The sequence below is a fragment of the Ruegeria sp. HKCCD6157 genome (genome assembly GCF_013110685.1).
Lineage (GTDB): Bacteria > Pseudomonadota > Alphaproteobacteria > Rhodobacterales > Rhodobacteraceae > Ruegeria.
On the sequence record NZ_WVRB01000004.1, the window covers coordinates 235241 to 256270 of the forward strand.

A 21030-nucleotide genomic window follows, 5' to 3' on the forward strand; every position below is an offset into this window, starting at 1 on the left:
GGTACGCACAAGGAAAAAGCGCGCCCTCCAAGGCGCGCTTTGTGTTGTTCAGATCAGACTGCGGCTTTCAACGCATCGACCAGATCGGTGCGCTCCCAGCTGAAACCCCCATCATCGCTCGGCTGGCGACCAAAGTGGCCGTAAGCAGCTGTGCGCTGATAGATCGGTTTGTTCAGTTGCAGATGCTGGCGAATGCCGCGCGGTGTCAGATCCATGACCTCACCCACAGCTTTTTCGATAACCGCATCCGCCAATTGGCCGGTTCCGTGCGTGTCGGCATAGATCGACAGCGGCTTGGACACGCCAATCGCATAGCTCAGCTGAATCGTGCAGCGTTCGGCCATGCCCGCCGCCACGACGTTTTTGGCCAGATAGCGTGCTGCGTATGCTGCCGAGCGGTCAACCTTGGTCGGGTCTTTGCCCGAAAACGCGCCGCCGCCATGAGGGGCCGCTCCGCCATAGGTATCCACGATGATCTTGCGCCCGGTCAGGCCCGCGTCACCATCCGGTCCGCCGATAACGAATTTGCCGGTCGGGTTGACGTGCCATTCGGTTTCGGCCGACAGCCAGCCGTCAGGCAGGGTTTCGCGGATATAAGGCTCGACGATGGCGCGGATATCATCCGAAGACAACGCTTCATCCAGATGCTGCGTAGACAGAACGATCGAGCTGACGCCGACCGGCTTGCCGTCGCGATAAACGACTGACAGCTGCGACTTTGCGTCGGGGCCCAAAGCAGGTTCGGTACCATTCTTGCGTACTTCCGCCAGTCGCCGCAAGATAGCGTGCGAATACTGGATCGGTGCGGGCATCAGCGCCGGAGTTTCAGTCGTGGCATAACCGAACATGATGCCCTGGTCGCCGGCTCCTTCGTCCTTGTCGTCCGCAGCGTCAACGCCCTGAGCGATATGGGCGGATTGTTCGTGCAGCAAGTTGGTTACTTCGACGGTTTCGTGGTGAAACTTGTCCTGCTCGTAACCGATGTCTTTGACACAGTCGCGGGCGATCTGTTCGATGCGACCCATGTAGTCGTGCAGCTTGTCTTGATCAGACAGACCTACTTCGCCACCGATCACAACCCGGTTGGTCGTGGCGAAAGTTTCGCAGGCCACACGGGCTTCTGGTTCTTCATTGAGAAATGCATCAAGGACAGCATCCGAGATGCGGTCACAGACCTTGTCGGGATGCCCTTCGGAAACGGATTCCGAAGTAAATGTATAGTTCTGTCGGGACATAAATGCGCTCCATTAGGGGTTTCTCCGCCACGCCAGGAAGCCGTTGTGACAGGTCACAGACGCATACGCTCGCTTAAAGATGGGGTCAATCTTAAATTATTTGGTCAGACGACGGATGTTGAACCACGCCAATGCAGCAAGAAACAATAGCAGCCCAAGAACAGGGCTGTCCCCGATGCGGGAATAAACTGTTGGCTGATGTGGCTGCGGCAGGATCGCATCCACGTAACCCGCCTTGCCCAGCGCCAATGAGGCCGTGACCTGACCCAATGGGTTAATCATGGCCGATATGCCGGTATTGGCCGAACGGATCATCGGCAGACCCTGTTCAATTGCCCTCATTCGGGCCTGTGCCAGATGCTGAAACGGTCCCGAACGCGTTCCGAACCACGCGTCATTGGTGATCTGCAACAGAAAGTCCGCCCGACCCGCCGCCCCGTTCACATCCTGCGGGAACACGGCTTCGTAACAGATCAGAGGCAGCGCCCTTCCCAATTTGCCAAGGCCCAAGAGCTCGGGCCCCGGCCCTGCGCTGAATCCATGCCCCGTTGTGGCCGCCATCCCATAAATCCCAAAACGGCCCATCAACTCGCCAAAAGGCACATATTCTCCAAACGGGGCCAGATGGTGTTTGTCATACAGACCGCCCTGCTGCCCGGCTTCATCCAGATAGACCATCGAGTTGAAAATCCTAGGGCCGTCTCCGCGCTGGATCCCCAAAACCACGGGCGTCCCCTGAGCGGCATCCGCAATGGCCGTCAAATACGGTTGCGCGCTGCCCAGCCAGGCTGGAACTGCGGTCTCGGGCCAGACGATCAGGTCCGGTCTGGGCAAAGCGGCGGAATATTCAATCTGACGGGCAAAGAACAAGGGCGCATATGCCGGGTCCCACTTTTGGTGCTGCGGCGCGTTGGGCTGAACAACACGAACTGTGTGCGGGCCTTCCTGAACCGTTGGCCGCATCGACGCATAGCCAGCTGCCAGCGCCGCCGCCGCAGCTGTAAATCCCAGTGGACGGAGCAGTGCCCGCAAGCGTCTTTCCTGAACCAGTGCCGCCCCTATCGGAAACGCCACGGCAAATGTCAGCGCATTCAGGCCATACGGCCCTACCAGAGACAGCAATTGCGCCACGGGCGTATTCACCCAGATTTGCGCCACTCCGCCCCAGGGGAAGCCGGTCAGCACGTATCCCCGTGCCAGTTCGGCCAGCGACAGCGTTGCGATCAGCAAAACGCCTTGCTGCATGGCGGTCGCGCCAACATGCCGCGCCAGTCGAAACGCAACCGCCCAGAACTGGGCGAGCCCGCCGGCCATAAACACCAGCGCAAACGGTGCCATCCAGGCGTGGCGCTCTGCATCCACTTGGAAGGGCTCGATGATCCAGCTGAGCGCATGGGCAAAATAGCCGGTGGCGAAGAACCAGCCGATCCACCCCGCGCGAGCACGAGTTTCACTGGCGAGGAACACCGGAACGATCAAAACCAGTGCAACAACAGTAGCGCCCCAATACCCATGCGGTGCCTGACCAAAAGCGCCGAAGGCGCCCAGTGCGGCGGCGGCAAACAATCTCAACGATAACGGCCAGCCCCTGACAGGCGTCATGCAGAGACGTCCGGCAGCATGACGCGCAACCGTTTGATGCGTCGCGGGTCGGCTTCAATCACTTCGAATTCCGGCCCTTCCGGATGGATCACGACCTCACCCCGTGCCGGAACACGCCCGGACAGCATGAACACCAGCCCCCCCAGCGTGTCGATGTCTTCTTCATCCACATCCTCGTGGCTGGTCAAGGATCTGCCGATCTCGGCTTCGAAGTCCTCAAGCGGCACACGTGCCTGCACAACGTAACAGCCCGGCTTTTCCTGCACCCAAAGCTGATCTTCGTCTGCATCGTGTTCGTCCGCGATCTCACCCACGACCTGCTCGATCAAGTCTTCGATCGTCAGCAGCCCGTCGACGCCGCCATATTCATCAATCACCAACGCCATATGGCGACGTTCGGTCTGCATCTTGGTCAGCAGGACACCGATCGGCATTGAAGGCGGCACAAACAAAAGCGTGCGCAACATGGATTTCAGGTCAAACTTGTCTGCACCGCCGTTGAAACCATGGGTCAGTGCGAAATCCTTGAGGTGAACAAAGCCCAACGGCGTATCCAGCGTTCCTTCATAAACCGGGATTCTGGACAACCCACTGTCCCGGAACACGTCGGCCAGTTCATCCTTGGTGATGGTAGAAGGAACCGCGATGATCTCGGCCGTTGGAATGGCCACGTCTTCGACGCGCATCCGGCGCAGGTTCATCATCCCGTGAGGCCTAGCTGCCGCTGCGCTCTGCCCATTCATCACCGGGTTTTGCTGAGTCTCATGACCCGAAAACGCGTCGAAAATTCGGGAAATAAACCCGCTTTTCTCTTCTGTATCGTTGCCGCTGTCCTGAGGTTGCGCGCTTTGCGCTGCCCTAGAACTGCCGTCTGTTTCGCCCATTACCTTGTTCCAACTGATCGGGTCACATGACCCACCTTATACCTTATATGGGTCATCGATACCCAATTTGCCAAGTATCTCGACCTCAATCCCTTCCATCAAAGCGGCATCGGGGTCACGAATGTGATCATATCCCAGCAAATGCAACGTTCCGTGAACAAGCAAATGGATGACGTGATCATCAATGTCCTTGCCCGCCTCATCCGCCTCACGCGCGCAGGTGTCGAAGGAAATCGCAATATCACCCAAAGGAATTTCACCGGTGAAATCCGGCTTTGGCGGATGGGGCGCTTGCCCGGCTTCGTCCGGGGCCAAATCTTCTACCGGCCAGCTCAGAACATTGGTGGCGGCTGGTTTGCCGCGAAACTCGGCGTTCAGCTCCGAAATGCGCGCATCATCGCATCCCAGAACGCTGATCTCGCAAAGCTCAGGGTCCAGTTCCGCATGGGACAGGACGGCGGATATCGCTTGCCGCGACAAAGCTTCAAGCCCTTGCCACCGGTCGTCTTCGACAGTGAGTTCCAGATTCATCTTATCGCACAACAGCCCTGTGAATGAGCCTTGCAATCAACTGGTTTCGCGGCCCGCATCCGCCTCATACGCTTCGATGATCGCGGCCACAAGCGGGTGGCGAACCACGTCCTTGGACGTGAAATAGTTGAAACTGATGTTGGGGATCGTTTTCAACAGTCTTTCCGCATCCTGCAAACCCGACTGAACGCCGCGTGGTAAATCCACTTGAGACCTGTCGCCGGTGATTACCATGCGGCTGCCTTCGCCCAGACGAGTCAGGAACATCTTCATCTGCATGGTCGTGGCGTTCTGTGCCTCGTCCAGCACTACAAAAGCATTGGCCAACGTGCGTCCACGCATGAACGCCAGCGGCGCTATTTCGATTCGCTTTTCCTCCATCAGCTTGGCCAGCTGCTTGCCGGGCAGAAAATCATTCAGCGCGTCGTACAGCGGCTGCATGTAGGGATCGACCTTGTCCTTCATGTCACCGGGCAGATAGCCCAGTTTTTCACCCGCCTCGACCGCCGGGCGGCTGAGGATGATTCGATCCACATGCCCGCCAATGAACATCGACACGCCCACGGCGACAGCCAGATAGGTTTTCCCCGTGCCAGCTGGCCCGATGCCAAATGCAAGCTCATTTTGAAACAGTGACTGCACATAAGCCTTCTGGGCGTCCGTGCGCGGTTCCACCAGTTTCTTGCGGGTTTTGATTTCGACTGAACCGCCCTTGAACATTTCCAACTGATCGCCGTCGCGGCTGCCGGTCCCCTGTTCCGAACCACCCATCCGCAGTTCTCGGTCCACGTCCGCGGCCTCGACCTCGCGCCCGCCTTCCAATCGCGCGTAAAGCGATTGAAGCACCTCAATAGCCTGCTTCTGGGCGTCTTCATCGCCCATCACGACAAGCTGATTGCCGCGGCGCACGATCTGGACGGAAAGCTTGCTTTCGATGTCGGTCAGGTTGCGGTCGTATTCGCCGCACAGGTCAATCAACAATCGGTTGTCGGGAAACTCTAAAAACGCCTCGCGTTGGGGCATTTCGTCTTGCGGTGGGGTCAGGGCACCGATGGCCAATCCGTTCTCCTGTCTTGGCAGTTCTCCCCGAGCGTAGACAACAAATCTCGGTGGGCGCAAGCCACAGTTTCAAAAATAAGCCCACGGATGACAAAAGCGCCGACCATACAAAAGAAAAAAGCCTGTCAGACGCGCATCAGAACGTATAGTTCAGCCCGAATCTCAAGCCGCCGTATTTCGGTGTGGACTTCGTGGAAAAGCCCGAACCGAATTGAACGTCTTCAGATTTGAACTGGACGTATTCGTATTCGCCGGTGACCGACCAATTGTCTGTCAGCTTGTGTTCGGCACCGATGCTTGCGGTATATCCGCCCCGCCGATCCGATGCCGAAAAGCTCTGTACTGTAGTTCCGGATGTGATGCTGTTGGTTGTTTCAACATCGCCCCACAGGTAACCGACGCTGAAAAAGTACAGAACTCGACCGTTTCGGCTTGTCAGGCCGCTTCGATATTTGAGGGACAAAACGTCAGATATCTCTGCCCCACCCTCAACGTTCGAACCGCCGATCTGGGTTCTGACACTATCGTCCAAGGATCCGAAATCATAACTGACTTCAAAACCATAAACGAAATCACGCCCCCACCTTGAAGGCAGAACACCACGCCAACCACCACGAAAGCCACCGTATGCCCCGGATACGTTCAGGTCGCCAATATCAAACAGTCCGGCGGGTGTTCTCAGACCAAATCGATCGTCCCAGCCTGAGGCGTAGCCGCCAGCAATCCCCAGATAAAATGCACTGACGTCACTGCTGAACTTCTTGGGGCTGATAACGACAGGATCGGTTGTCGTGCTCTTCAGGTCTCCGGCAATCGTCGCGCTGGCAAAAAAAGTGACAACTGAGGCCAAAGGCAAGGTTTTCACTAGGCTCAGGGTCCTGAAGCTGTTCAAGATTGGCACTCGTACCTCCATCACTCCGATCTCGGGATCGGCGAATAATCGTTTTTTTGACGCAAACACGGCGCCTGAAAAAACATGGCTCCTCTCCGAGCATAGTTCCAAGCAATAAATCAAGGGTAAATTTTCGAAACAAACACCAACTATGGTGTCTGAACGGCGGAATCTTACCGACTCAGAGCAGCTCACCCGCCAAAGAATTGGCGCCCGAGTCGGTGATCTGGACCTCTTTCAGATCACCAACGGCAATCTCGGGCCCTTTCACATGCACCGAGTGCAGATACTCGGATTTTCCGACCATCTGGCCCGGCAGGCGACCCGGTTTTTCAAACAAAACGCGGACTGTACGACCGACCATACCGTCCTGAATTTCCCTTTGGTGCCGCGTGATAAGGGCCTGAAGGCGCTGCAATCGATCATCCGCCGCAGCCGAATCAACCTGAGCCCGTTCAGCCGCCGGTGTTCCCGGGCGTGTGGAATACTTGAAGGAATAGGCGTAGCCGTATTTGACCTCTTCAACCAAATCCAACGTTGCCTGAAAGTCCTCTTCGGTTTCTTCGGGGAAGCCGACGATGAAATCCCCTGACATTACGATATCCGGGCGCGCCGCACGAATGCGCTCGATCAGGCGCAGATAGCTTTCTGCCGTGTGGCTGCGATTCATTCGCTTGAGGATACGGTCCGAGCCCGACTGAACCGGCAGGTGCAGATATGGCATCAATTTCTCACAGCTGCCATGCGCCTCGATCAGGTCGTCGGCCATGTCATTGGGGTGCGACGTGGTGAAACGAATACGTTCCAGCCCGTCAACCTTGTTCAGTTCCCAGATCAGCCCGGCCAGGGTCATGTCTCCGTCGGGGCCGGCCCCGTGATAGGCGTTCACGTTCTGACCTAGCAGCGTGATCTCGCGCACGCCGCGTTCAACCAGATCATGGGCTTCGCGGATGATGCGATCCGCGGGGCGGCTGACTTCGGCCCCACGCGTATAAGGCACCACGCAGAAGGCGCAGAACTTGTCGCACCCTTCCTGAACGGTCAGAAACGCCGTCGGGCCGCGTTTGGCCTTGGGACGGTTTTTCAGTTTTTCGAACTTGTCTTCCTCGGGGAAATCGGTGTCCAGCGCCTTTTCGCCCGCACGGGTCCTGGCCTCCATCTCGGGCAGACGGTGATAGCTTTGCGGACCGACGACCAGATCGACCAGCGGCTGGCGGCGCATGATTTCTTCACCTTCGGCCTGCGCAACACAGCCTGCCACACCGATCTTCAGGTCAGGCTTTTCGGCCTTCAGACCCTTGAAGCGACCGAGTTCCGAATACACTTTCTCAGCCGCTTTTTCGCGGATGTGACAAGTGTTCAGCAGAATCATGTCGGCATCGTCAGGCGTTTTGGTTTCGACATAGCCCTGCCCGCCCAGCGCCTCGGACATGCGTTCACTGTCATAGACGTTCATCTGACAGCCATAAGTCTTGATAAACAGCTTCTTCGGTTCGGACATGGGACGGGCCTTTGCATTCGCTGGATCGGCGTCATCTATACGCTTCGAACGCCGCTTGCAATGCGGGCGCAATTACCCGAATTTGGCAGGACTTTCCAGCAAGGCCGGACCAAAAAGCACCCGATGACGTACGATTCCCTCGACCATTTCCTGAAATCGGGACAGGCCGCACTGTCCAAAGGCCCCGTAGCATTGATTTTTGCCGAGGACGACGTGGAGCTGGCCAGCACGCTGCACCATCATCTAAGGCTCGGCTTCAAATCCGTGATCGTCTTTGCCCCGGACGAGTTTCACCTGACAGAGGACCTGTCCGCCAAGGTGCATCGGATCAATTTGAAATGTGTTCCCCGGCTGGTCGTGTTCGAAACCATAAACAGGATCATTCAGGCCGCACCCGGCATCTGGATGTATTATTGCTACAACGCCGAATACCTATTCTTTCCCTACTGCGAAACGCGCAGCGTGGGCGAGATGCTTGTCTTTCATGGTGAAGAGCGTCGCAATGCGATGCTCAGCTATGTCGTTGACCTATACGCCGAGGATCTGACCGCACATCCCAATGGCGTGGCCCCGGATCAGGCCATGTTCGACAGTGTTGGCTATTATGCCCATACCCGCCACGACCCAAGCGGCCAACCGCTGGACCGTCAGGTGGATCTTTCCGGTGGGTTGCGATGGCGGTTCGAGGACCACATCCCCTACGAACGTCGCAGGATCGACCGCATCGCATTGTTCAAAGCGCAAAAAAACCTGGTGCTGAGACCCGATCACACCTTCAACGAACCGGAATACAATACCTATTCCTGTCCCTGGCATCACAACCTGACGGCCGCCATTTGTTCCTTCCGTGCCGCGAAGGCTCTGAAATCCAATGCAGGGTCAACCTTTGACATCCGAAGCTTTCGCTGGCGCAACTCGGTGCCGTTTGAATGGCAGTCCCGCCAGCTGCTGGATCTCGGGCTGATCGAATCAGGTCAGTGGTTCTGAGCCGGCCTGGCGCTGCAACAAGATCGGAAACCAATCCTCGCGCAGGCGCTGTCCCGGCGTCATGTCATGACCGGGAAACGGGGGCGAGGTTCGGCCGGGGCGCTCTACATACCGGGCATCGTCGCCCACCAGCCGCAGTGAAAAGGCGCGGCGACGGCTGTCCGACTGGTTTCCGCGCGCACCGTGCAGCGTGCGATAGTTGAAAGCGACGGCATCGCCGGGCTCCATCTCGAATTCGACGATCTTCATACCTTCGGCATCCGGATCCGGCACAGGAATGTACTGACCTTCATCCGGGAAAAAGCCGTCCTCGGAGACCCATCGTGTCGGCAGAACTTCTTTCTCCCACCGGTGCGACCCGGCGACACACCGCAGCGTCGCCTGCCTGACCGGATCAAGCGGAGACCAGAAGCTGATCGTCTGCTGACCCTCGACGAAATAATATGGGCCGTCCTGATGCCACGGTGTCGCCATCGACGTACCGGGTTCCTTGACCAGCACGTGATCGTGAAACATCTGAACGCGTCTCGATTGCATCAGATCCGCGGCAACCTCAGCTGCGGGAGACGTCTCGATCACGTCGCGGAACTGCGGAATCCGAGTCCAATTGCAGTAATCATCAAAGAAACGACCTGTTTCACCCGCCTTCTTGTTTTCCGAGGCATAGGGACCGGGATCGGCCATATTCACGGCCACACCATCGCGCAGTTGATCCACGTGATCCGCAAACAGCCCTTTGACCAGTACGACACCGTCGGCCTGATAAGTGTCGATCATCTGCTGAGAAACAAGAGGGTGTGGCATCGGAAGCTCCTGAAGTTTTTTTGTTTTTGCCCGGAAAAATGTATTCTGTTCAAATCATATCTTTCGAAGTTATTATTAAGCTCATGTTATATATTTCGCTGCGCCAATATGAATATGTCTGTGCAGTCGGGCGTCACGGCAGTTTGTCGGCGGCAGCCCAGCATCTCAATGTTTCGCAACCAGCCTTGTCCATTGCGCTGACGCGCGTTGAAGCCCATTTGGGGTATCCGCTGTTCGTTCGCCGCCGAGGCGCAGCCATGGCACTGACACCCCAGGGACGTACGTTCATAGACCAGGCCGAGGTCTTGCTGAAAAATGCTGCGCGAATCGAAACGTCCGTTACCTCTGCGCCGGGCACCTCTCGGCTGAGATTGGGCTGCTTTACGGACCTTGCCCCCTTCCTTTTGGCCCCGGCCCTGCAACTTCTCCGCGACACGTTCACCGATATCAACCTTACATACGTGGCCGGGTCCTTCGAAGGGCTGCTGAATGGATTGATCGATGGCCAGATTGACATTGCAATCACATACGATCTGACCATGGATGCGGGGTTCGCCCGTACAAAGCTGTTCGACAGCAGGCCGAAGGCGTTGATGTCCCCGGATCATCCATTGGCGACAACCACGGAAGCCACCCTTGCAGCGCTGGAAGGTTATCCGTTGATTCTGTCTTCGGAAGGATTGTCAGCCCAACACATTCTCGGCCTGTTCCGGCAAAACGGGCTGCGCCCTACCGTCGCGCACCGGGCCGCATCCCTTGAGATTCAACGCAGCCTTGCCGCCCATGGTGAGGGAATCGGGATCAGCTATACCAGCCCACCCAGCAGCGTCAGCTATGACAACAAGCATCTGGTCAGCGTACTGATTGCCAATCCGGACACAGCAGAATCCGTCGTTCTGGCACGGCACGGCACAGGGCCCTCTGACACGGTCATTGAAAAGGCCGAACGTGTTTTGGTGGCCGGGCTGACAGGCGTTTAAGGTCTGTTACTTCTTGCGCAAGCGAATGACGACATCGACAGATGCGATTTCGACACCTTCCGGCGCCTCGGGAAGGCGCTGAATGACCAGCTGATCCGACGGCGCATCACTTAGCCTTGCGTCGTCTTCCCAGTAAAAATGGGGATGATCATGCGTGTTCGTGTCGAAATAGCTTTTCGATCCGTCCACTGTGATTTCTTGCAGCACACCCGCATCGCAAAAAGCGCGCAGAGTGTTGTAGACCGTTGCCAGAGACACCGCATCCCCGTTCGCCTTTGCCGAGTCAAAAAGGCTTTCTGCGGTGACATGGCGATGGCGGCCGTCGCCCACCAGAAGTTCGGCCAGCGCCACGCGCTGACGCGTAGGTCGCAAGCCCGCATTCACCAGCCAACCTGTTGCGATTTCGCGGCTCTGAGGTGTCATTGATCCGATACCCGTTATTGCTGCCTTTATATATAGGGGCGCATCACCGGCAATTACAAATGAAATTCATTCGCAAGATAAGAACCAACACAACATGATGTGGCGCGCCGCTCTTGCAGGACCTTGCAAACGGGTGTTAGACGAAGCCAGATGTAAAGACAGACCCCCGGCAGGAAAGGTGGCAGAATGGCCCAGTTCCCTAGCAGTTTTGACAAAGATGATCTGCTGAAATGCGCTCGCGGTGAGTTATTTGGCCCCGGCAACGCACAATTGCCCGCCCCACCGATGCTGATGATGGACCGGATCACCGACATCTCTGCCGATGGCGGCCTGCACGGCAAAGGCCATGTGTTGGCCGAATTCGACATCACACCCGACCTTTGGTTTTTTGAGTGCCACTTTCCGGGCAACCCGATCATGCCGGGCTGTCTGGGGCTGGACGGGCTTTGGCAACTGACCGGTTTCAACCTTGGCTGGCGTGGATGGCAGGGGCGCGGCATGGCCGTTGGCGTCGGCGAAGTAAAGCTGACCGGCATGGTGCGCCCGGGCCGCAAGATGCTGACGTATAAAATCGATTTCAAAAAAGCGATTCAAACGCGCCGCCTGACAATGGGTGTGGCGGATGGCATTGTCGAAGCCGATGGCGAGATGATTTATGATGTCAAGGACATGAAGGTCGTTCTGTCCGAGGCCTGAGCCTGAACGGTCTGAAACAAGGAGTGCGCACATGCGTCGAGTAGTCGTCACCGGTCTGGGGGTTGTGTCCTCGATCGGGAACAATGCCGAAGAGGTACTGACCTCGCTCAAAGCAGGTAAATCCGGGATCGTGGCCAGCGAACAGATGGCGGAACATGGTTTTCGCAGCCAGATCGCAGGAACGCTCAAGATCGACGTGGCCCAGCATGTGGACAAGCGCACATTGCGCTTCATGGGTCCAGGGGCGGCCTATGCACATATCGCCATGAGCCAGGCGATTGCCGATTCTGGTCTGACCGAAGACCAGATCGTCAATCCGCGCACCGGGCTTGTTGCTGGCTCTGGCGGACCATCGACCAGCGCGATGCTGACGGCGCATCAGACTGTTCTGAAGACGGGCGCGACCAAGCGCATCGGGCCGTTTGCCGTGCCGAAATGCATGTGCTCGACGATCTCGGCCAATCTGGCGACCGCGTTCAAGATCAAGGGCATCAACTATTCGATCACGTCGGCCTGCTCGACCTCGCTGCATTGCATCGGCAACGCGGCCGAACAGATCATGCTTGGCAAACAGGACGTGATGTTCGCCGGCGGCGGTGAAGAACTGGACTGGACGCTTTCCTGCCTGTTCGATGCAATGGGCGCGATGTCGTCGAAATATAATGACACACCCGATAAAGCCTCGCGCGCGTTCGACGAAAACCGCGATGGTTTCGTGATTTCGGGCGGCGGTGGAATCGTTGTTCTGGAAGAGCTGGACCACGCCCTGGCCCGCGGCGCCAAGATTTATGCTGAAGTTACGGGTTATGCCGCAACTTCAGACGGCCACGACATGGTTGCTCCTTCAGGTGAGGGCGGCGAGCGCGCGATGAGACTTGCTCTGAGTACCCTGCCCGAGGGGCGCAAGGTCGGCTATATCAATGCCCACGGCACCTCGACCCCCGTCGGCGATGTGGGTGAGGTAGAGGCAGTGCGCCGCATCTTTGGCGAAGGCAACGTACCCCCCATCTCCTCGACAAAGTCGATGACAGGCCACGCTCAGGGCGCGGCGGGCGCGCTTGAAACTATTTTCTGCCTGCTGATGCTGGAAAATGATTTCATTACACCATCGATCAATGTCGACACGCTTGCCGAAGGCATTCAGCCCGGTGAAATTGCAACTCAAGTGGTTGAAAACGCAGGACTAGACAGTGTCATGACCAACAGCTTCGGCTTTGGCGGCACAAACGGGTCCATGGTTCTTTCAAAGTATAACGGGTGAAAGTAATGTCGGATCTTCTCAAAGGTAAACGCGGCCTGATCATGGGCGTGGCCAATGACCGCTCGATTGCGTGGGGCATTGCCAAGGCCATGCACGAGGCTGGCGCCGAACTGGCATTCACCTATCAGGGCGAGGCATTCGGAAAACGGCTGGAGCCGTTGGCTCAGAGCCTGGGCAGCGATTTCATGGTCGATGCGGATGTCACCGACGACGAGTCTCTGGATCGCGCTTTTGGCGAGTTGGCCGAACGTTGGCCCACCATAGATTTCGTGGTCCATGCTATCGCCTATTCGGATAAGTCCGAGCTGACAGGTCGGTTCCTGAATACCACACGGGCCAATTTCAAGCATTCGATGGATGTTTCGGCCTATTCCTTCATCGAGGTCGCGCGCCGCGCCTATCCGATGATGAAAGACAATGGCGGTTCCCTGTTGACCCTGACTTATCAGGGTTCCAACCGGGTTGTGCCCAACTACAACGTGATGGGTGTCGCAAAGGCTGCGCTGGAATCAGCAACGCGCTATCTGGCCAACGATCTTGGCCCCGATGGCATCCGCGTGAATGCGATTTCCCCGGGGCCGATGAGAACCCTCGCCGGTGCAGCCATCGGCGGCGCACGCAAAACCTACAAATTCTGCGATCAGAATGCACCGATGCGCTCTAACGCCACACTTGAAGCTGTCGGCGGAACGGCTGTGTACCTGACGTCAGATGCCGGTGCCTGCACGACGGGTGAGATCATCCGCGTTGACGGTGGTTTCCACGTTCTGGGCATGCCTCAACCCGAATCCATGTGACCATATCTTTCCCTGCCGCTGCCCAGATTTTACCATCATTAAGCGGCAGGTAATCGATATGAGCAAACTTGACCAAATCATTGCAAATAATGCACGCGTGACGCAAAGCAGGCGAAAGCCCGGCTTTCTCAGCCAACGGGCCAGGGTGCTATTGCTTACGTTGACTTCGCTGTTGCTGGTATTTGTCTTCTTTACGCAGCCACAGGTGCGGGCCGCGTTTCACGCTCTGATAGGGTGAGATCCGGGCCGGACATCCGGCCCGAACCATGTCTCAGTTGACTGAAACGACTTCGATCTCGAAAACCAGATCCTGCCCTGCCAGCGGATGATTTGCATCCAGGGTAACAGTGGCTTCGTTTGAATCCACAACCGTTACAGGCACGGCCTGACCTTCTGGCGTTTGCATCTGCAACTGTGTCCCTGGATCCAGGGGGATGTCGTCTGGAATGCCTTCACGGGGAATTTCCTGACGCATCGCCGGGTTGATCGGGCCGTAGGCGTCGGTGCAGGCAATCTCGACCCGCGTCTTGTCCCCGGTGGACAGGCCCGGCATGGCACGGTCCAGACCCGGGATGATCTGGCCCGACCCGACCACGAATTCCAGCGGATCACGCCCGTCCGAGCTGTCAAAGACTTTGCCGTCCAGCAACGTCCCGGTGTAGTGGATGCGAACCGTGTCGCCTTGTTTGATTTCGGTCATCGTGGCCTCCGGCCGTTCCAAGGGGTTAAGCGGCCAACCCTATAGGTTGACACAATGTTGTAAACCCTCGGCTCTTTCACCCCCTGCGCCGATGTGCCAACCTGCGCGCAATCTAAGGAGGACCATATGCCGATCACGACCTGTGTGTTCGACGCCTACGGAACATTGTTCGATGTTGCCGCGGCTGCCCGACAGGCGGCAGACGAGCCGGGTTTCGAAGCCCTGAAAGACAAATGGACCAAAGTTGCGGGGCATTGGCGTCTGAAACAGCTGCAATACACGTGGCTGCGCGCCGTGGCGGATGCGCATGCGGATTTCTGGGACGTCACCCAGGACGGGCTGGATTGGGCTCTGGAGGCCGCAGGCCTGCAAGGCAACCCGGAACTGCGCCAACGTCTGCTTGATCTCTATTGGGAATTGCAGGCCTATCCCGAAGTTCCGGCCATGCTGAAAGCCCTCAAGGATGGTGGGCTGCAAACGGCGATCCTGTCCAACGGGTCGCCCCCCATGCTGGACGGAGCCGTAAAGTCCGCCGGAATCGGCGATGTATTGGATAATGTTCTGTCGGTCGAAAGCGTCGGCATCTTCAAACCCCACGCCCGTGTCTATGATCTGGTGCAAGACAGGTTTGGCTGCGCACGCGATGAGGTCTTGTTCGTCAGTTCGAACGGCTGGGACGCTGCCGGGGCCAGCGGGTACGGTTTTGTGACCGCATGGGTCAATCGGATTGGTGAACCCATGGATCGCCTTCCCTGGACACCTGCGCATGTGCTGTCCGATCTGACCTCGATTCCCAAGCTGGCAGGTCTCTGATGTCAGAATTCATGACAACGGACGGCAGGCGCATCTATTTCGAAGAGGCTGGCACCGGCACGCCGCTTTTGTGTCTGGCCGGTCTGACCCGAAACAGCCGCGACTTTTCGTTTTTTGCGCCACATGCCTCGGGCCTGCGCATGATCGCCATGGATTACAGGGGGCGCGGGCGTTCGGAATACGACCCCGATTTCATGAACTACAATGTCTTCCGCGAATCCCATGACGCGATTGAGCTGCTCGATCATCTGGGGATCGCCAAAGCAGTCATTCTGGGAACATCGCGCGGCGGGCTGATCGCCATGGCGCTGGCCGCAAGCCACTCCGAACGTCTGGCCGCCGTAGTTCTGAATGACGTGGGGCCAGTTATCGAGCCGTCAGGTATCGCCAAGATAATGGCCTACGTGGGGGCGCAGCCCACGGCCAAAACCTATGATGAAGCCGCCGCCGAATTGAAACACGTAATGGAGCCGCAATTTCCCGGTGTTCCACTGGAAACCTGGCGCAAACAGGCAGAATTTCAGTATGAAATGCGCAAGGATGGGCTGAAGCTGCGATATGATCCAGCCTTGCGCAAGGCGCTTCTTGAACAAGCTGCAAGCGGGGCAGCCCCTGATCTATGGGTGTTCTTCGAAGCCTTGCGCGACATTCCCACCGGTGTGATCCGGGGCGCGAATTCCGATGTTCTGGGCGTGGCCACTCTGGCCGAGATGCGGCACCGACACCCGGGCCTGATCTCGGTCGTGGTACCGGATCGTGGGCATGTTCCTTTCCTGAACGAACCCCAATCACTGGACCTGATACAGAAGGTATTGAAGAACGCCGCATGAGCACATTTGAGATGATCGAAGCCGCCGCAGAGCGGCTGAAAGGACACGTTCGCGAAACGCCGATCCTGTCGTCGCCCTTTCTCGACACGCTTGCGGGCCGCCGGATTTGGGTCAAACCGGAATGCCTGCAACATACCGGCAGTTTCAAGTTTCGCGGCGCGTGGTCGGCCATTTCGGCGCTGGATGAGGGCATACGCCAGCGTGGTGTGATCGCATATTCATCAGGCAACCATGCGCAAGGCGTTGCGATGGCCGCCGCGAAGCACGGGATTGCCTCGGTCATTGTCATGCCGTCGGACGCGCCGCAACTCAAGATCGACAACACCCGCGCGTTGGGCGGCGAAGTCGTTTTGTACGATCGTGCGAATGAAAGACGGGAGGAAATAGGCGAGGCCATCGCTGCCGAACGTGGTCTGACCCTGATCCGCCCCTATGACGAACCGCAGGTCATCGCGGGGCAAGGCACAACCGGGCTGGAAATCGCCAGGCAGGCAGCGAAAATTGGGGTTTCGCAGGCGGATGTTCTGATCTGTTGCGGCGGCGGAGGTTTGACCTCGGGCATTGCGCTGGCGCTGGAGAAACACGCGCCGAATTTGCGGGCGCGCCCCTGTGAGCCGGAAGGGTTCGACGACGTCAAACGATCCTTGGCGTCAGGTCGCATTCAAAACAACAATGCGGCGTCGGGTAACATATGCGATGCGATCCTGACACCGCAGCCCGGCGACATCACCTTTCCGATCCTTCACCGTCTTTGCGGCCCCGGACTTTCTGTCACCGAAGACGAGGCATTGCAGGCCATGGCATATGCCTTTCTGCGCCTTAAAGTCGTGTTGGAACCCGGCGGCGCCGTAGCCCTGGCCGCGGCCCTTTTCCGGGGCGACGAGATCGAAGGCGACGACGTGATCGTCGTCACATCGGGCGGGAATGTCGATCCGGGAATATTTGCTAAGGCGTTGGAATTCCTGACCTGACATGGGTGCGAAAGCTGTGCAAATTGCATCAGGACCGCATGACGACAAGGACCTTTGTCATGATGATCGCTGATCTGGGCGACGTGAAACTGAATTATCGCATCGACGGCCCCACGGACGGTGCACCCATTGTGTTTGCCAATTCCTTGGGAACCGACCTGCATCTCTGGGACGCGGTGCTGCCATACATGCCCGACGGGCTGCACGTCATCCGGTATGACAAACGTGGGCACGGGCAATCCTCGGTGCCCCCTGCACCCTATTCGATGGGCGCTTTGGTGCGGGATGCCGAGGCGCTGCTGGATCACCTTCAGGTTCGCGATTGCGTCTTTGTCGGTCTCTCGATTGGCGGGATGATCGCGCAGGGGCTGGCGGTCAAACGCATGGACCAGATTCGTGCGCTGGTGCTGTCGAACACCGCTGCCAAGATCGCCACGCCTTCGATCTGGCAAGAGCGTATTCAGGCGGTGCGAAAGGGCGGGATCGAGACTCTGGCCGATGCCACGATGGAGCGTTGGTTCTCGCGCGAATTCCGCCGCGCCCAAAATCACCTGCCCTGGCGCGATATGATGGTCAGCCAACCAGTCGAAGGGTATCTGGGCTGCTGTGCTGCCATTGCCGGTACCGACTTTTATACCCCCACAAGCGGCCTGCGCCTGCCCACGCTTGGGATTGCGGGCAGCGAAGACGGATCGACCCCGCCCGATCTGGTGCGGGAAACGATTGATCTTGTTCCCGGATCCCGATTTCGGCTGATCCGCCGCGCAGGACATTTGCCTTGCGTTGAGAATCCCGCGGAATACGCAGAGATCCTGACCGGATTTCTGACCGAAATCGGACATGTCTGAAGGAAAATGACAATGGCGTCCTTCCTGTTGGTCCATGGCTCGTGTCACGGCGCCTGGTGCTGGCGCGACCTGATCCCCGCTTTGGAAGCCCTGGGCCATACCGCCCGCGCCATCGACATGCCCAGCCATGGTGCAGACCCCACGCCGGTGGCCGACGTCACGCTGGACATTTGCCGCGATGCCATTTTGAACGCCTGTACACCCGATACGATCGTCGTCGGCCATTCCTGGGCTGGCTTTCCGATCAGCGCAGCGGCCGAGGCGCGCCCGGATGCGATGCGCGCCTTGATTTACCTGTGTGCCTATGTCCCTCGGGATGGTCTTTCGATGGCGGAAATGCGCAGGCTCGGGCCGCGGCAAACCATTGCGCACGCAGTGGAAAAATCTGCGGACGGGCTTTCCTATACCGTGTCCGTGGATGCGATCCCACAGCTATTTTATCACGATTGCCCGGACGACATCCTGCCATACGCATACGCGCGCCTGTGTCCGCAAGCCATCCTGCCACAAGAAACACCGCTGCCTGTCGGCGCACGCTTTGCCAAAGTTCCCAAGGCCTATATCCGAACAACCGACGACCACACGATACCGACCGAGTACCAGGCAGACATGAGCGCCTGCGTCCCCGAAAATCTTCGACGTACAATCGACAGCTCGCATTCGCCGTTTTTTTCACATCCGCAGGAATTGGCTGAGCTTCTGTCCGGACTGGCGGGCAAACTCTAGCAACCTGCCGCAACGACATGGGGTGTCCGGCGGAACTGTCTCTTCCCTCAGTCGTCGGGCGTGACTAGGGTGCCGCTCACAACTCATTTGTTCAGGTCCCATGCGTCTGCCGTTTTTCTTCATCCTCGGCATCGTCATGATCGATGCTATGGGCATTGGTCTTGTGATGCCGATCATGCCGCAACTGATTGTCGAGGTTCAGGGCGGCACCCTGGCCAATGCCGCGATCTGGGGCGGCGTGCTGAGTACTGCGTTTGCCGCGATGCAATTCATCTTCGGCCCCATTCTGGGAAATCTGTCCGATGCTTACGGGCGCAGAACGGTATTGCTGGTGTCCTTGTTCGTAATGGCGCTGGACTACGTCGTCATGGCCATGGCGGGCAGTATCTGGCTTTTGCTGGTCGGACGTATCGTCGGCGGCATCACGGCGGCCACCCATTCGACAGCGGCGGCTTTCATGGCCGATGTGTCCGGCCCAAAAGACAAGGCCGCAAATTTCGGCCTTTTGGGCGCGGCATTTGGCGTGGGGTTCGTTCTGGGTCCGGTGATCGGCGGATTGCTAAGCGAATTTGGAACCCGTGCACCATTCTGGGCTGCTGCGGGTTTGGCGGCGCTGACCTTCTGCATCGGATATTTCGTGATGCCCGAAACGGTGACCGATGAAAACAGGCGTGCCTTCAACCTGCGACGCGCGAACCCGGTGAACTCGCTTCGCGCCATAGCGTCATTGCCCGGCATCCGGCCGATGCTGTGGGTCTATTTCCTGTATTCGGTTTCAATCTACGTCTATCCGGCCATCTGGTCCTATTTCACGACCGAGCGCTTCGGTTGGTCCGCGCAGATGATCGGCCTGTCGCTTGGAATCTATGGTATCGGCATGGCCGTCGTGCAAGGCGGCCTGATCCGCCCGGCCATCCGGCTTTTGGGCGAGCGGGCAACAATCATCTATGGCATGATCTTTGAAATCATAAGCTTCGCCATTCTGGCCTTTCTGACCAACGGCCTGATTGCACTGCTTCTCATTCCGATTACCGCCATTGGGGCGGTCATCACGCCCGCCCTTCAGGCGATGATGTCAAGGGCCACACCAGATTCGCAGCAAGGCGAATTGCAAGGTGTCCTGACTGCGTTGCATGCGCTTTCAATGGTGATCTCACCGTTGGTGATGACCAGCGTATTCGCGCAGTTCATTCGACCTGACACCCCGCTCTACCTGCCCGGCGCCCCTTTTCTGCTGGCACTCTTGTTGATGCTGGCAGGGTTCCTTCTGTTTAGACGGTCCCGGTCTGTCGTAGCGTAACAACGACACGCAAATGGCGGTTTCTGCCTTGCGAGCCGCCTTTTCTCGCGCCACCGTGAACCCAACGGGAGTGAGGGACAACATGCAAAAAATCAAAGCCGCAGTCTGCCGGGCATTTGGCGAGCCACTGGTGATCGAAGATGTTCATCTGGCCCCCCCTGGCACGGGCGAGGTCGAGGTGACACTGGATGCCGTGGCCATATGCCATTCGGACATTTCCTATGCCGACGGCGCATGGGGAGGGTTCCTGCCAGCCGTTTACGGGCACGAAGCCGCAGGTGTGATCACCGCAGTCGGAGAGGCGGCCGGGGATTTCAAGGTCGGCGACCCTGTGGTGGTGACCCTGATCCGCGCCTGCGGGTCTTGCCCTGCTTGCGCAGGCGGGCAACCGACAATTTGCGAAACACCCTACGACACTGTCAAAGGTCCGTTGAAAACAGGCGATGGCGGCCCGCTCGAACAGGCGATGGCATGCGGGGCCTTTGCCGAAAAGGTCGTGGTAAGCCACCGCCAGATCGTCAAAATCCCGGATGACCTGCCCAAGGAACTGGCCAGCCTGCTGTCCTGCGGTGTGATCACCGGGGTCGGCGCTGCGGTGAATGCGGCAGGCGTGCGCCCCGGTCAGGACGTGGTGGTCATTGGGGCGGGCGGTGTAGGCCTGAACGCAATTCAAGGCGCGCGGATTGCAGGCGCCCGGCGGATCGTGGCCGTGGACATGACCGAAGAAAAGCTTGAGATCGCCAAAGAGTTCGGCGCAACCCACGGCGTCCTGGCCAGCTTGGATCAACCTTGGAAAGCCGCATACAGGGCGCTGGGGGGGCGCGGTGCCGATGCCGTTCTGATCACTGTCGGCGCGGTTCCCGCTTATGATCAGGCTCCGCGCTATCTTGGGCGCGGCGGCAAGGCGATCATGATCGGGATGCCACATTCCGGTGACATGGCCAGCTATGAACCTGTTGTATTGGCAGCCCTGGGCCAGGGTGTCGTCGGGTCGAAAATGGGCGACGTGGTCATTCAGCGCGACATACCCTGGATGGTGGATCTGTATAAGCAAGGGCGGTTGAAACTGGACGAGCTGATCTCGGGCCGCTGGTCTCTGGATCAGATCAACGAGGCCATCGCCGACACCAAAACCGGATCGGCCAAGCGAAATGTGATCCTGTTCGACAGGACCTGACCCACCGAAAGGA

General features: G+C 58.1%; 22 protein-coding genes and 1 riboswitch. Of the genes, 12 read left to right on the forward strand and 10 right to left on the reverse strand.

All coding sequences use genetic code 11. From position 1 onward, the window contains the following. Positions 1-53: 53 nt before the first annotated feature. The 7 genes from metK to miaB all read right to left on the reverse strand — a co-directional run bounded on the left by metK (position 54) and on the right by miaB (position 7704). On the reverse strand, positions 54-1235 hold the full coding sequence (metK, locus tag GS612_RS14765) for a methionine adenosyltransferase (protein WP_152457168.1): 1182 nt from the start codon (positions 1233-1235) through the stop codon (positions 54-56). Between the two features lie 5 nt (positions 1236-1240). Continuing rightward, positions 1241-1290, reverse strand: a riboswitch (SAM-SAH riboswitch). A 41-nt stretch (positions 1291-1331) separates the two neighbouring features. Further along, complete coding sequence (lnt, locus tag GS612_RS14770) at positions 1332-2837, reverse strand: apolipoprotein N-acyltransferase (protein ID WP_171641339.1); 1506 nt, start codon at positions 2835-2837, stop codon at positions 1332-1334. Beyond that, the gene (locus GS612_RS14775; RefSeq protein WP_171641341.1) at positions 2834-3721 is read right to left on the reverse strand and encodes a hemolysin family protein; all 888 of its coding nucleotides are present in this window, start codon (positions 3719-3721) and stop codon (positions 2834-2836) included. The genes lnt and GS612_RS14775 overlap by 4 nt, the downstream gene beginning before the upstream one ends. A gap of 36 nt (positions 3722-3757) precedes the next feature. Next, positions 3758-4252, reverse strand: coding sequence for an rRNA maturation RNase YbeY (gene ybeY, locus GS612_RS14780; RefSeq protein ID WP_171641343.1), 495 nt, complete (start codon positions 4250-4252; stop codon positions 3758-3760). 36 nt (positions 4253-4288) lie between these two features. Then, positions 4289-5311, reverse strand: coding sequence for a PhoH family protein (locus GS612_RS14785; RefSeq protein WP_171641345.1), 1023 nt, complete (start codon positions 5309-5311; stop codon positions 4289-4291). A 136-nt stretch (positions 5312-5447) separates the two neighbouring features. Continuing rightward, entirely contained in the window at positions 5448-6326 is an 879-nt protein-coding gene (locus GS612_RS14790) for an outer membrane protein (RefSeq protein ID WP_253286188.1), read from the reverse strand. 58 nt (positions 6327-6384) lie between these two features. Further along, the gene (gene miaB, locus GS612_RS14795) at positions 6385-7704 is read right to left on the reverse strand and encodes a tRNA (N6-isopentenyl adenosine(37)-C2)-methylthiotransferase MiaB (protein WP_171641347.1); all 1320 of its coding nucleotides are present in this window, start codon (positions 7702-7704) and stop codon (positions 6385-6387) included. A 123-nt stretch (positions 7705-7827) separates the two neighbouring features. On the opposite strand from miaB, the gene GS612_RS14800 reads away from it, so the two are divergent. Beyond that, the gene (locus GS612_RS14800; protein WP_171641349.1) at positions 7828-8691 is read left to right on the forward strand and encodes a hypothetical protein; all 864 of its coding nucleotides are present in this window, start codon (positions 7828-7830) and stop codon (positions 8689-8691) included. On the opposite strand, the gene GS612_RS14805 is transcribed toward GS612_RS14800, so the two are convergent. Next, entirely contained in the window at positions 8674-9495 is an 822-nt protein-coding gene (locus GS612_RS14805; protein WP_152457161.1) for a phytanoyl-CoA dioxygenase family protein, read from the reverse strand. The genes GS612_RS14800 and GS612_RS14805 overlap by 18 nt on opposite strands. Before the next feature lie 83 nt (positions 9496-9578). Here GS612_RS14805 and GS612_RS14810 point away from each other — a divergent pair, with 83 nt between their 5' ends. Next, entirely contained in the window at positions 9579-10475 is an 897-nt protein-coding gene (locus GS612_RS14810) for a LysR substrate-binding domain-containing protein (protein WP_171641351.1), read from the forward strand. A gap of 6 nt (positions 10476-10481) precedes the next feature. Here the strand turns inward: GS612_RS14810 and irrA are convergent, their stop codons facing one another. Next, positions 10482-10898 (reverse strand): iron response transcriptional regulator IrrA, encoded by a 417-nt coding sequence (irrA, locus tag GS612_RS14815; protein ID WP_171232636.1) that lies wholly within the window; start codon positions 10896-10898, stop codon positions 10482-10484. 186 nt (positions 10899-11084) lie between these two features. Between irrA and fabA the strand changes: the two genes are divergently transcribed. The 3 genes from fabA to GS612_RS14830 are packed head-to-tail and all read left to right on the forward strand — an operon-like array spanning position 11085 to position 13652. Further along, positions 11085-11594 (forward strand): bifunctional 3-hydroxydecanoyl-ACP dehydratase/trans-2-decenoyl-ACP isomerase, encoded by a 510-nt coding sequence (fabA, locus tag GS612_RS14820; protein WP_171641353.1) that lies wholly within the window; start codon positions 11085-11087, stop codon positions 11592-11594. Positions 11595-11625: 31 nt separating this feature from the next. Then, the gene (gene fabB / locus GS612_RS14825) at positions 11626-12855 is read left to right on the forward strand and encodes a beta-ketoacyl-ACP synthase I (protein WP_171117367.1); all 1230 of its coding nucleotides are present in this window, start codon (positions 11626-11628) and stop codon (positions 12853-12855) included. Between the two features lie 5 nt (positions 12856-12860). After that, positions 12861-13652 carry an enoyl-ACP reductase gene (locus tag GS612_RS14830; RefSeq protein WP_171641355.1) on the forward strand — a complete coding sequence of 264 codons (792 nt, stop codon included), beginning with the start codon at positions 12861-12863 and terminating at the stop codon, positions 13650-13652. A gap of 271 nt (positions 13653-13923) precedes the next feature. Here the strand turns inward: GS612_RS14830 and GS612_RS14835 are convergent, their stop codons facing one another. Further along, on the reverse strand, positions 13924-14352 hold the full coding sequence (locus GS612_RS14835; RefSeq protein WP_171330048.1) for a peptidylprolyl isomerase: 429 nt from the start codon (positions 14350-14352) through the stop codon (positions 13924-13926). Positions 14353-14478: 126 nt separating this feature from the next. Between GS612_RS14835 and GS612_RS14840 the strand changes: the two genes are divergently transcribed. The 7 genes from GS612_RS14840 to GS612_RS14870 all read left to right on the forward strand — a co-directional run bounded on the left by GS612_RS14840 (position 14479) and on the right by GS612_RS14870 (position 21017). Next, on the forward strand, positions 14479-15165 hold the full coding sequence (locus GS612_RS14840) for a haloacid dehalogenase type II (protein WP_171641357.1): 687 nt from the start codon (positions 14479-14481) through the stop codon (positions 15163-15165). Beyond that, positions 15165-15995 carry an alpha/beta fold hydrolase gene (locus GS612_RS14845; protein WP_171641359.1) on the forward strand — a complete coding sequence of 277 codons (831 nt, stop codon included), beginning with the start codon at positions 15165-15167 and terminating at the stop codon, positions 15993-15995. Before GS612_RS14840 ends, GS612_RS14845 begins: the two co-directional genes overlap by 1 nt. Further along, on the forward strand, positions 15992-16966 hold the full coding sequence (locus GS612_RS14850) for a threonine/serine dehydratase (RefSeq protein ID WP_171641361.1): 975 nt from the start codon (positions 15992-15994) through the stop codon (positions 16964-16966). The genes GS612_RS14845 and GS612_RS14850 overlap by 4 nt, the downstream gene beginning before the upstream one ends. A 59-nt stretch (positions 16967-17025) precedes the next feature. Then, the gene (pcaD, locus tag GS612_RS14855; protein WP_171641433.1) at positions 17026-17814 is read left to right on the forward strand and encodes a 3-oxoadipate enol-lactonase; all 789 of its coding nucleotides are present in this window, start codon (positions 17026-17028) and stop codon (positions 17812-17814) included. A gap of 12 nt (positions 17815-17826) precedes the next feature. Further along, positions 17827-18540, forward strand: a complete 714-nt coding sequence (locus GS612_RS14860; protein ID WP_171641363.1) for an alpha/beta fold hydrolase — start codon at positions 17827-17829, stop codon at positions 18538-18540. 100 nt (positions 18541-18640) lie between these two features. Next, positions 18641-19840, forward strand: coding sequence for a TCR/Tet family MFS transporter (locus GS612_RS14865; RefSeq protein ID WP_171641365.1), 1200 nt, complete (start codon positions 18641-18643; stop codon positions 19838-19840). Positions 19841-19922: 82 nt separating this feature from the next. Continuing rightward, entirely contained in the window at positions 19923-21017 is a 1095-nt protein-coding gene (locus GS612_RS14870) for a Zn-dependent alcohol dehydrogenase (protein WP_171641367.1), read from the forward strand. Positions 21018-21030 lie beyond the last annotated feature (13 nt).

What these genes read in the sequence shown, in the direction of transcription:
- metK (WP_152457168.1), bottom strand. Translation starts at nt 1,235, where the DNA reads ATGTCCCGACAGAACTATACATTTACTTCGGAATCCGTTTCCGAAGGG.
- lnt (WP_171641339.1), bottom strand. Translation starts at nt 2,837, where the DNA reads ATGACGCCTGTCAGGGGCTGGCCGTTATCGTTGAGATTGTTTGCCGCC.
- GS612_RS14775 (WP_171641341.1), bottom strand. Translation starts at nt 3,721, where the DNA reads ATGGGCGAAACAGACGGCAGTTCTAGGGCAGCGCAAAGCGCGCAACCT.
- ybeY (WP_171641343.1), bottom strand. Translation starts at nt 4,252, where the DNA reads ATGAATCTGGAACTCACTGTCGAAGACGACCGGTGGCAAGGGCTTGAA.
- miaB (WP_171641347.1), bottom strand. Translation starts at nt 7,704, where the DNA reads ATGTCCGAACCGAAGAAGCTGTTTATCAAGACTTATGGCTGTCAGATG.
- GS612_RS14800 (WP_171641349.1), top strand. Translation starts at nt 7,828, where the DNA reads ATGACGTACGATTCCCTCGACCATTTCCTGAAATCGGGACAGGCCGCA.
- GS612_RS14805 (WP_152457161.1), bottom strand. Translation starts at nt 9,495, where the DNA reads ATGCCACACCCTCTTGTTTCTCAGCAGATGATCGACACTTATCAGGCC.
- GS612_RS14810 (WP_171641351.1), top strand. Translation starts at nt 9,579, where the DNA reads ATGTTATATATTTCGCTGCGCCAATATGAATATGTCTGTGCAGTCGGG.
- irrA (WP_171232636.1), bottom strand. Translation starts at nt 10,898, where the DNA reads ATGACACCTCAGAGCCGCGAAATCGCAACAGGTTGGCTGGTGAATGCG.
- fabA (WP_171641353.1), top strand. Translation starts at nt 11,085, where the DNA reads ATGGCCCAGTTCCCTAGCAGTTTTGACAAAGATGATCTGCTGAAATGC.
- fabB (WP_171117367.1), top strand. Translation starts at nt 11,626, where the DNA reads ATGCGTCGAGTAGTCGTCACCGGTCTGGGGGTTGTGTCCTCGATCGGG.
- GS612_RS14830 (WP_171641355.1), top strand. Translation starts at nt 12,861, where the DNA reads ATGTCGGATCTTCTCAAAGGTAAACGCGGCCTGATCATGGGCGTGGCC.
- GS612_RS14835 (WP_171330048.1), bottom strand. Translation starts at nt 14,352, where the DNA reads ATGACCGAAATCAAACAAGGCGACACGGTTCGCATCCACTACACCGGG.
- GS612_RS14840 (WP_171641357.1), top strand. Translation starts at nt 14,479, where the DNA reads ATGCCGATCACGACCTGTGTGTTCGACGCCTACGGAACATTGTTCGAT.
- GS612_RS14845 (WP_171641359.1), top strand. Translation starts at nt 15,165, where the DNA reads ATGTCAGAATTCATGACAACGGACGGCAGGCGCATCTATTTCGAAGAG.
- GS612_RS14850 (WP_171641361.1), top strand. Translation starts at nt 15,992, where the DNA reads ATGAGCACATTTGAGATGATCGAAGCCGCCGCAGAGCGGCTGAAAGGA.
- pcaD (WP_171641433.1), top strand. Translation starts at nt 17,026, where the DNA reads ATGATGATCGCTGATCTGGGCGACGTGAAACTGAATTATCGCATCGAC.
- GS612_RS14860 (WP_171641363.1), top strand. Translation starts at nt 17,827, where the DNA reads ATGGCGTCCTTCCTGTTGGTCCATGGCTCGTGTCACGGCGCCTGGTGC.
- GS612_RS14865 (WP_171641365.1), top strand. Translation starts at nt 18,641, where the DNA reads ATGCGTCTGCCGTTTTTCTTCATCCTCGGCATCGTCATGATCGATGCT.
- GS612_RS14870 (WP_171641367.1), top strand. Translation starts at nt 19,923, where the DNA reads ATGCAAAAAATCAAAGCCGCAGTCTGCCGGGCATTTGGCGAGCCACTG.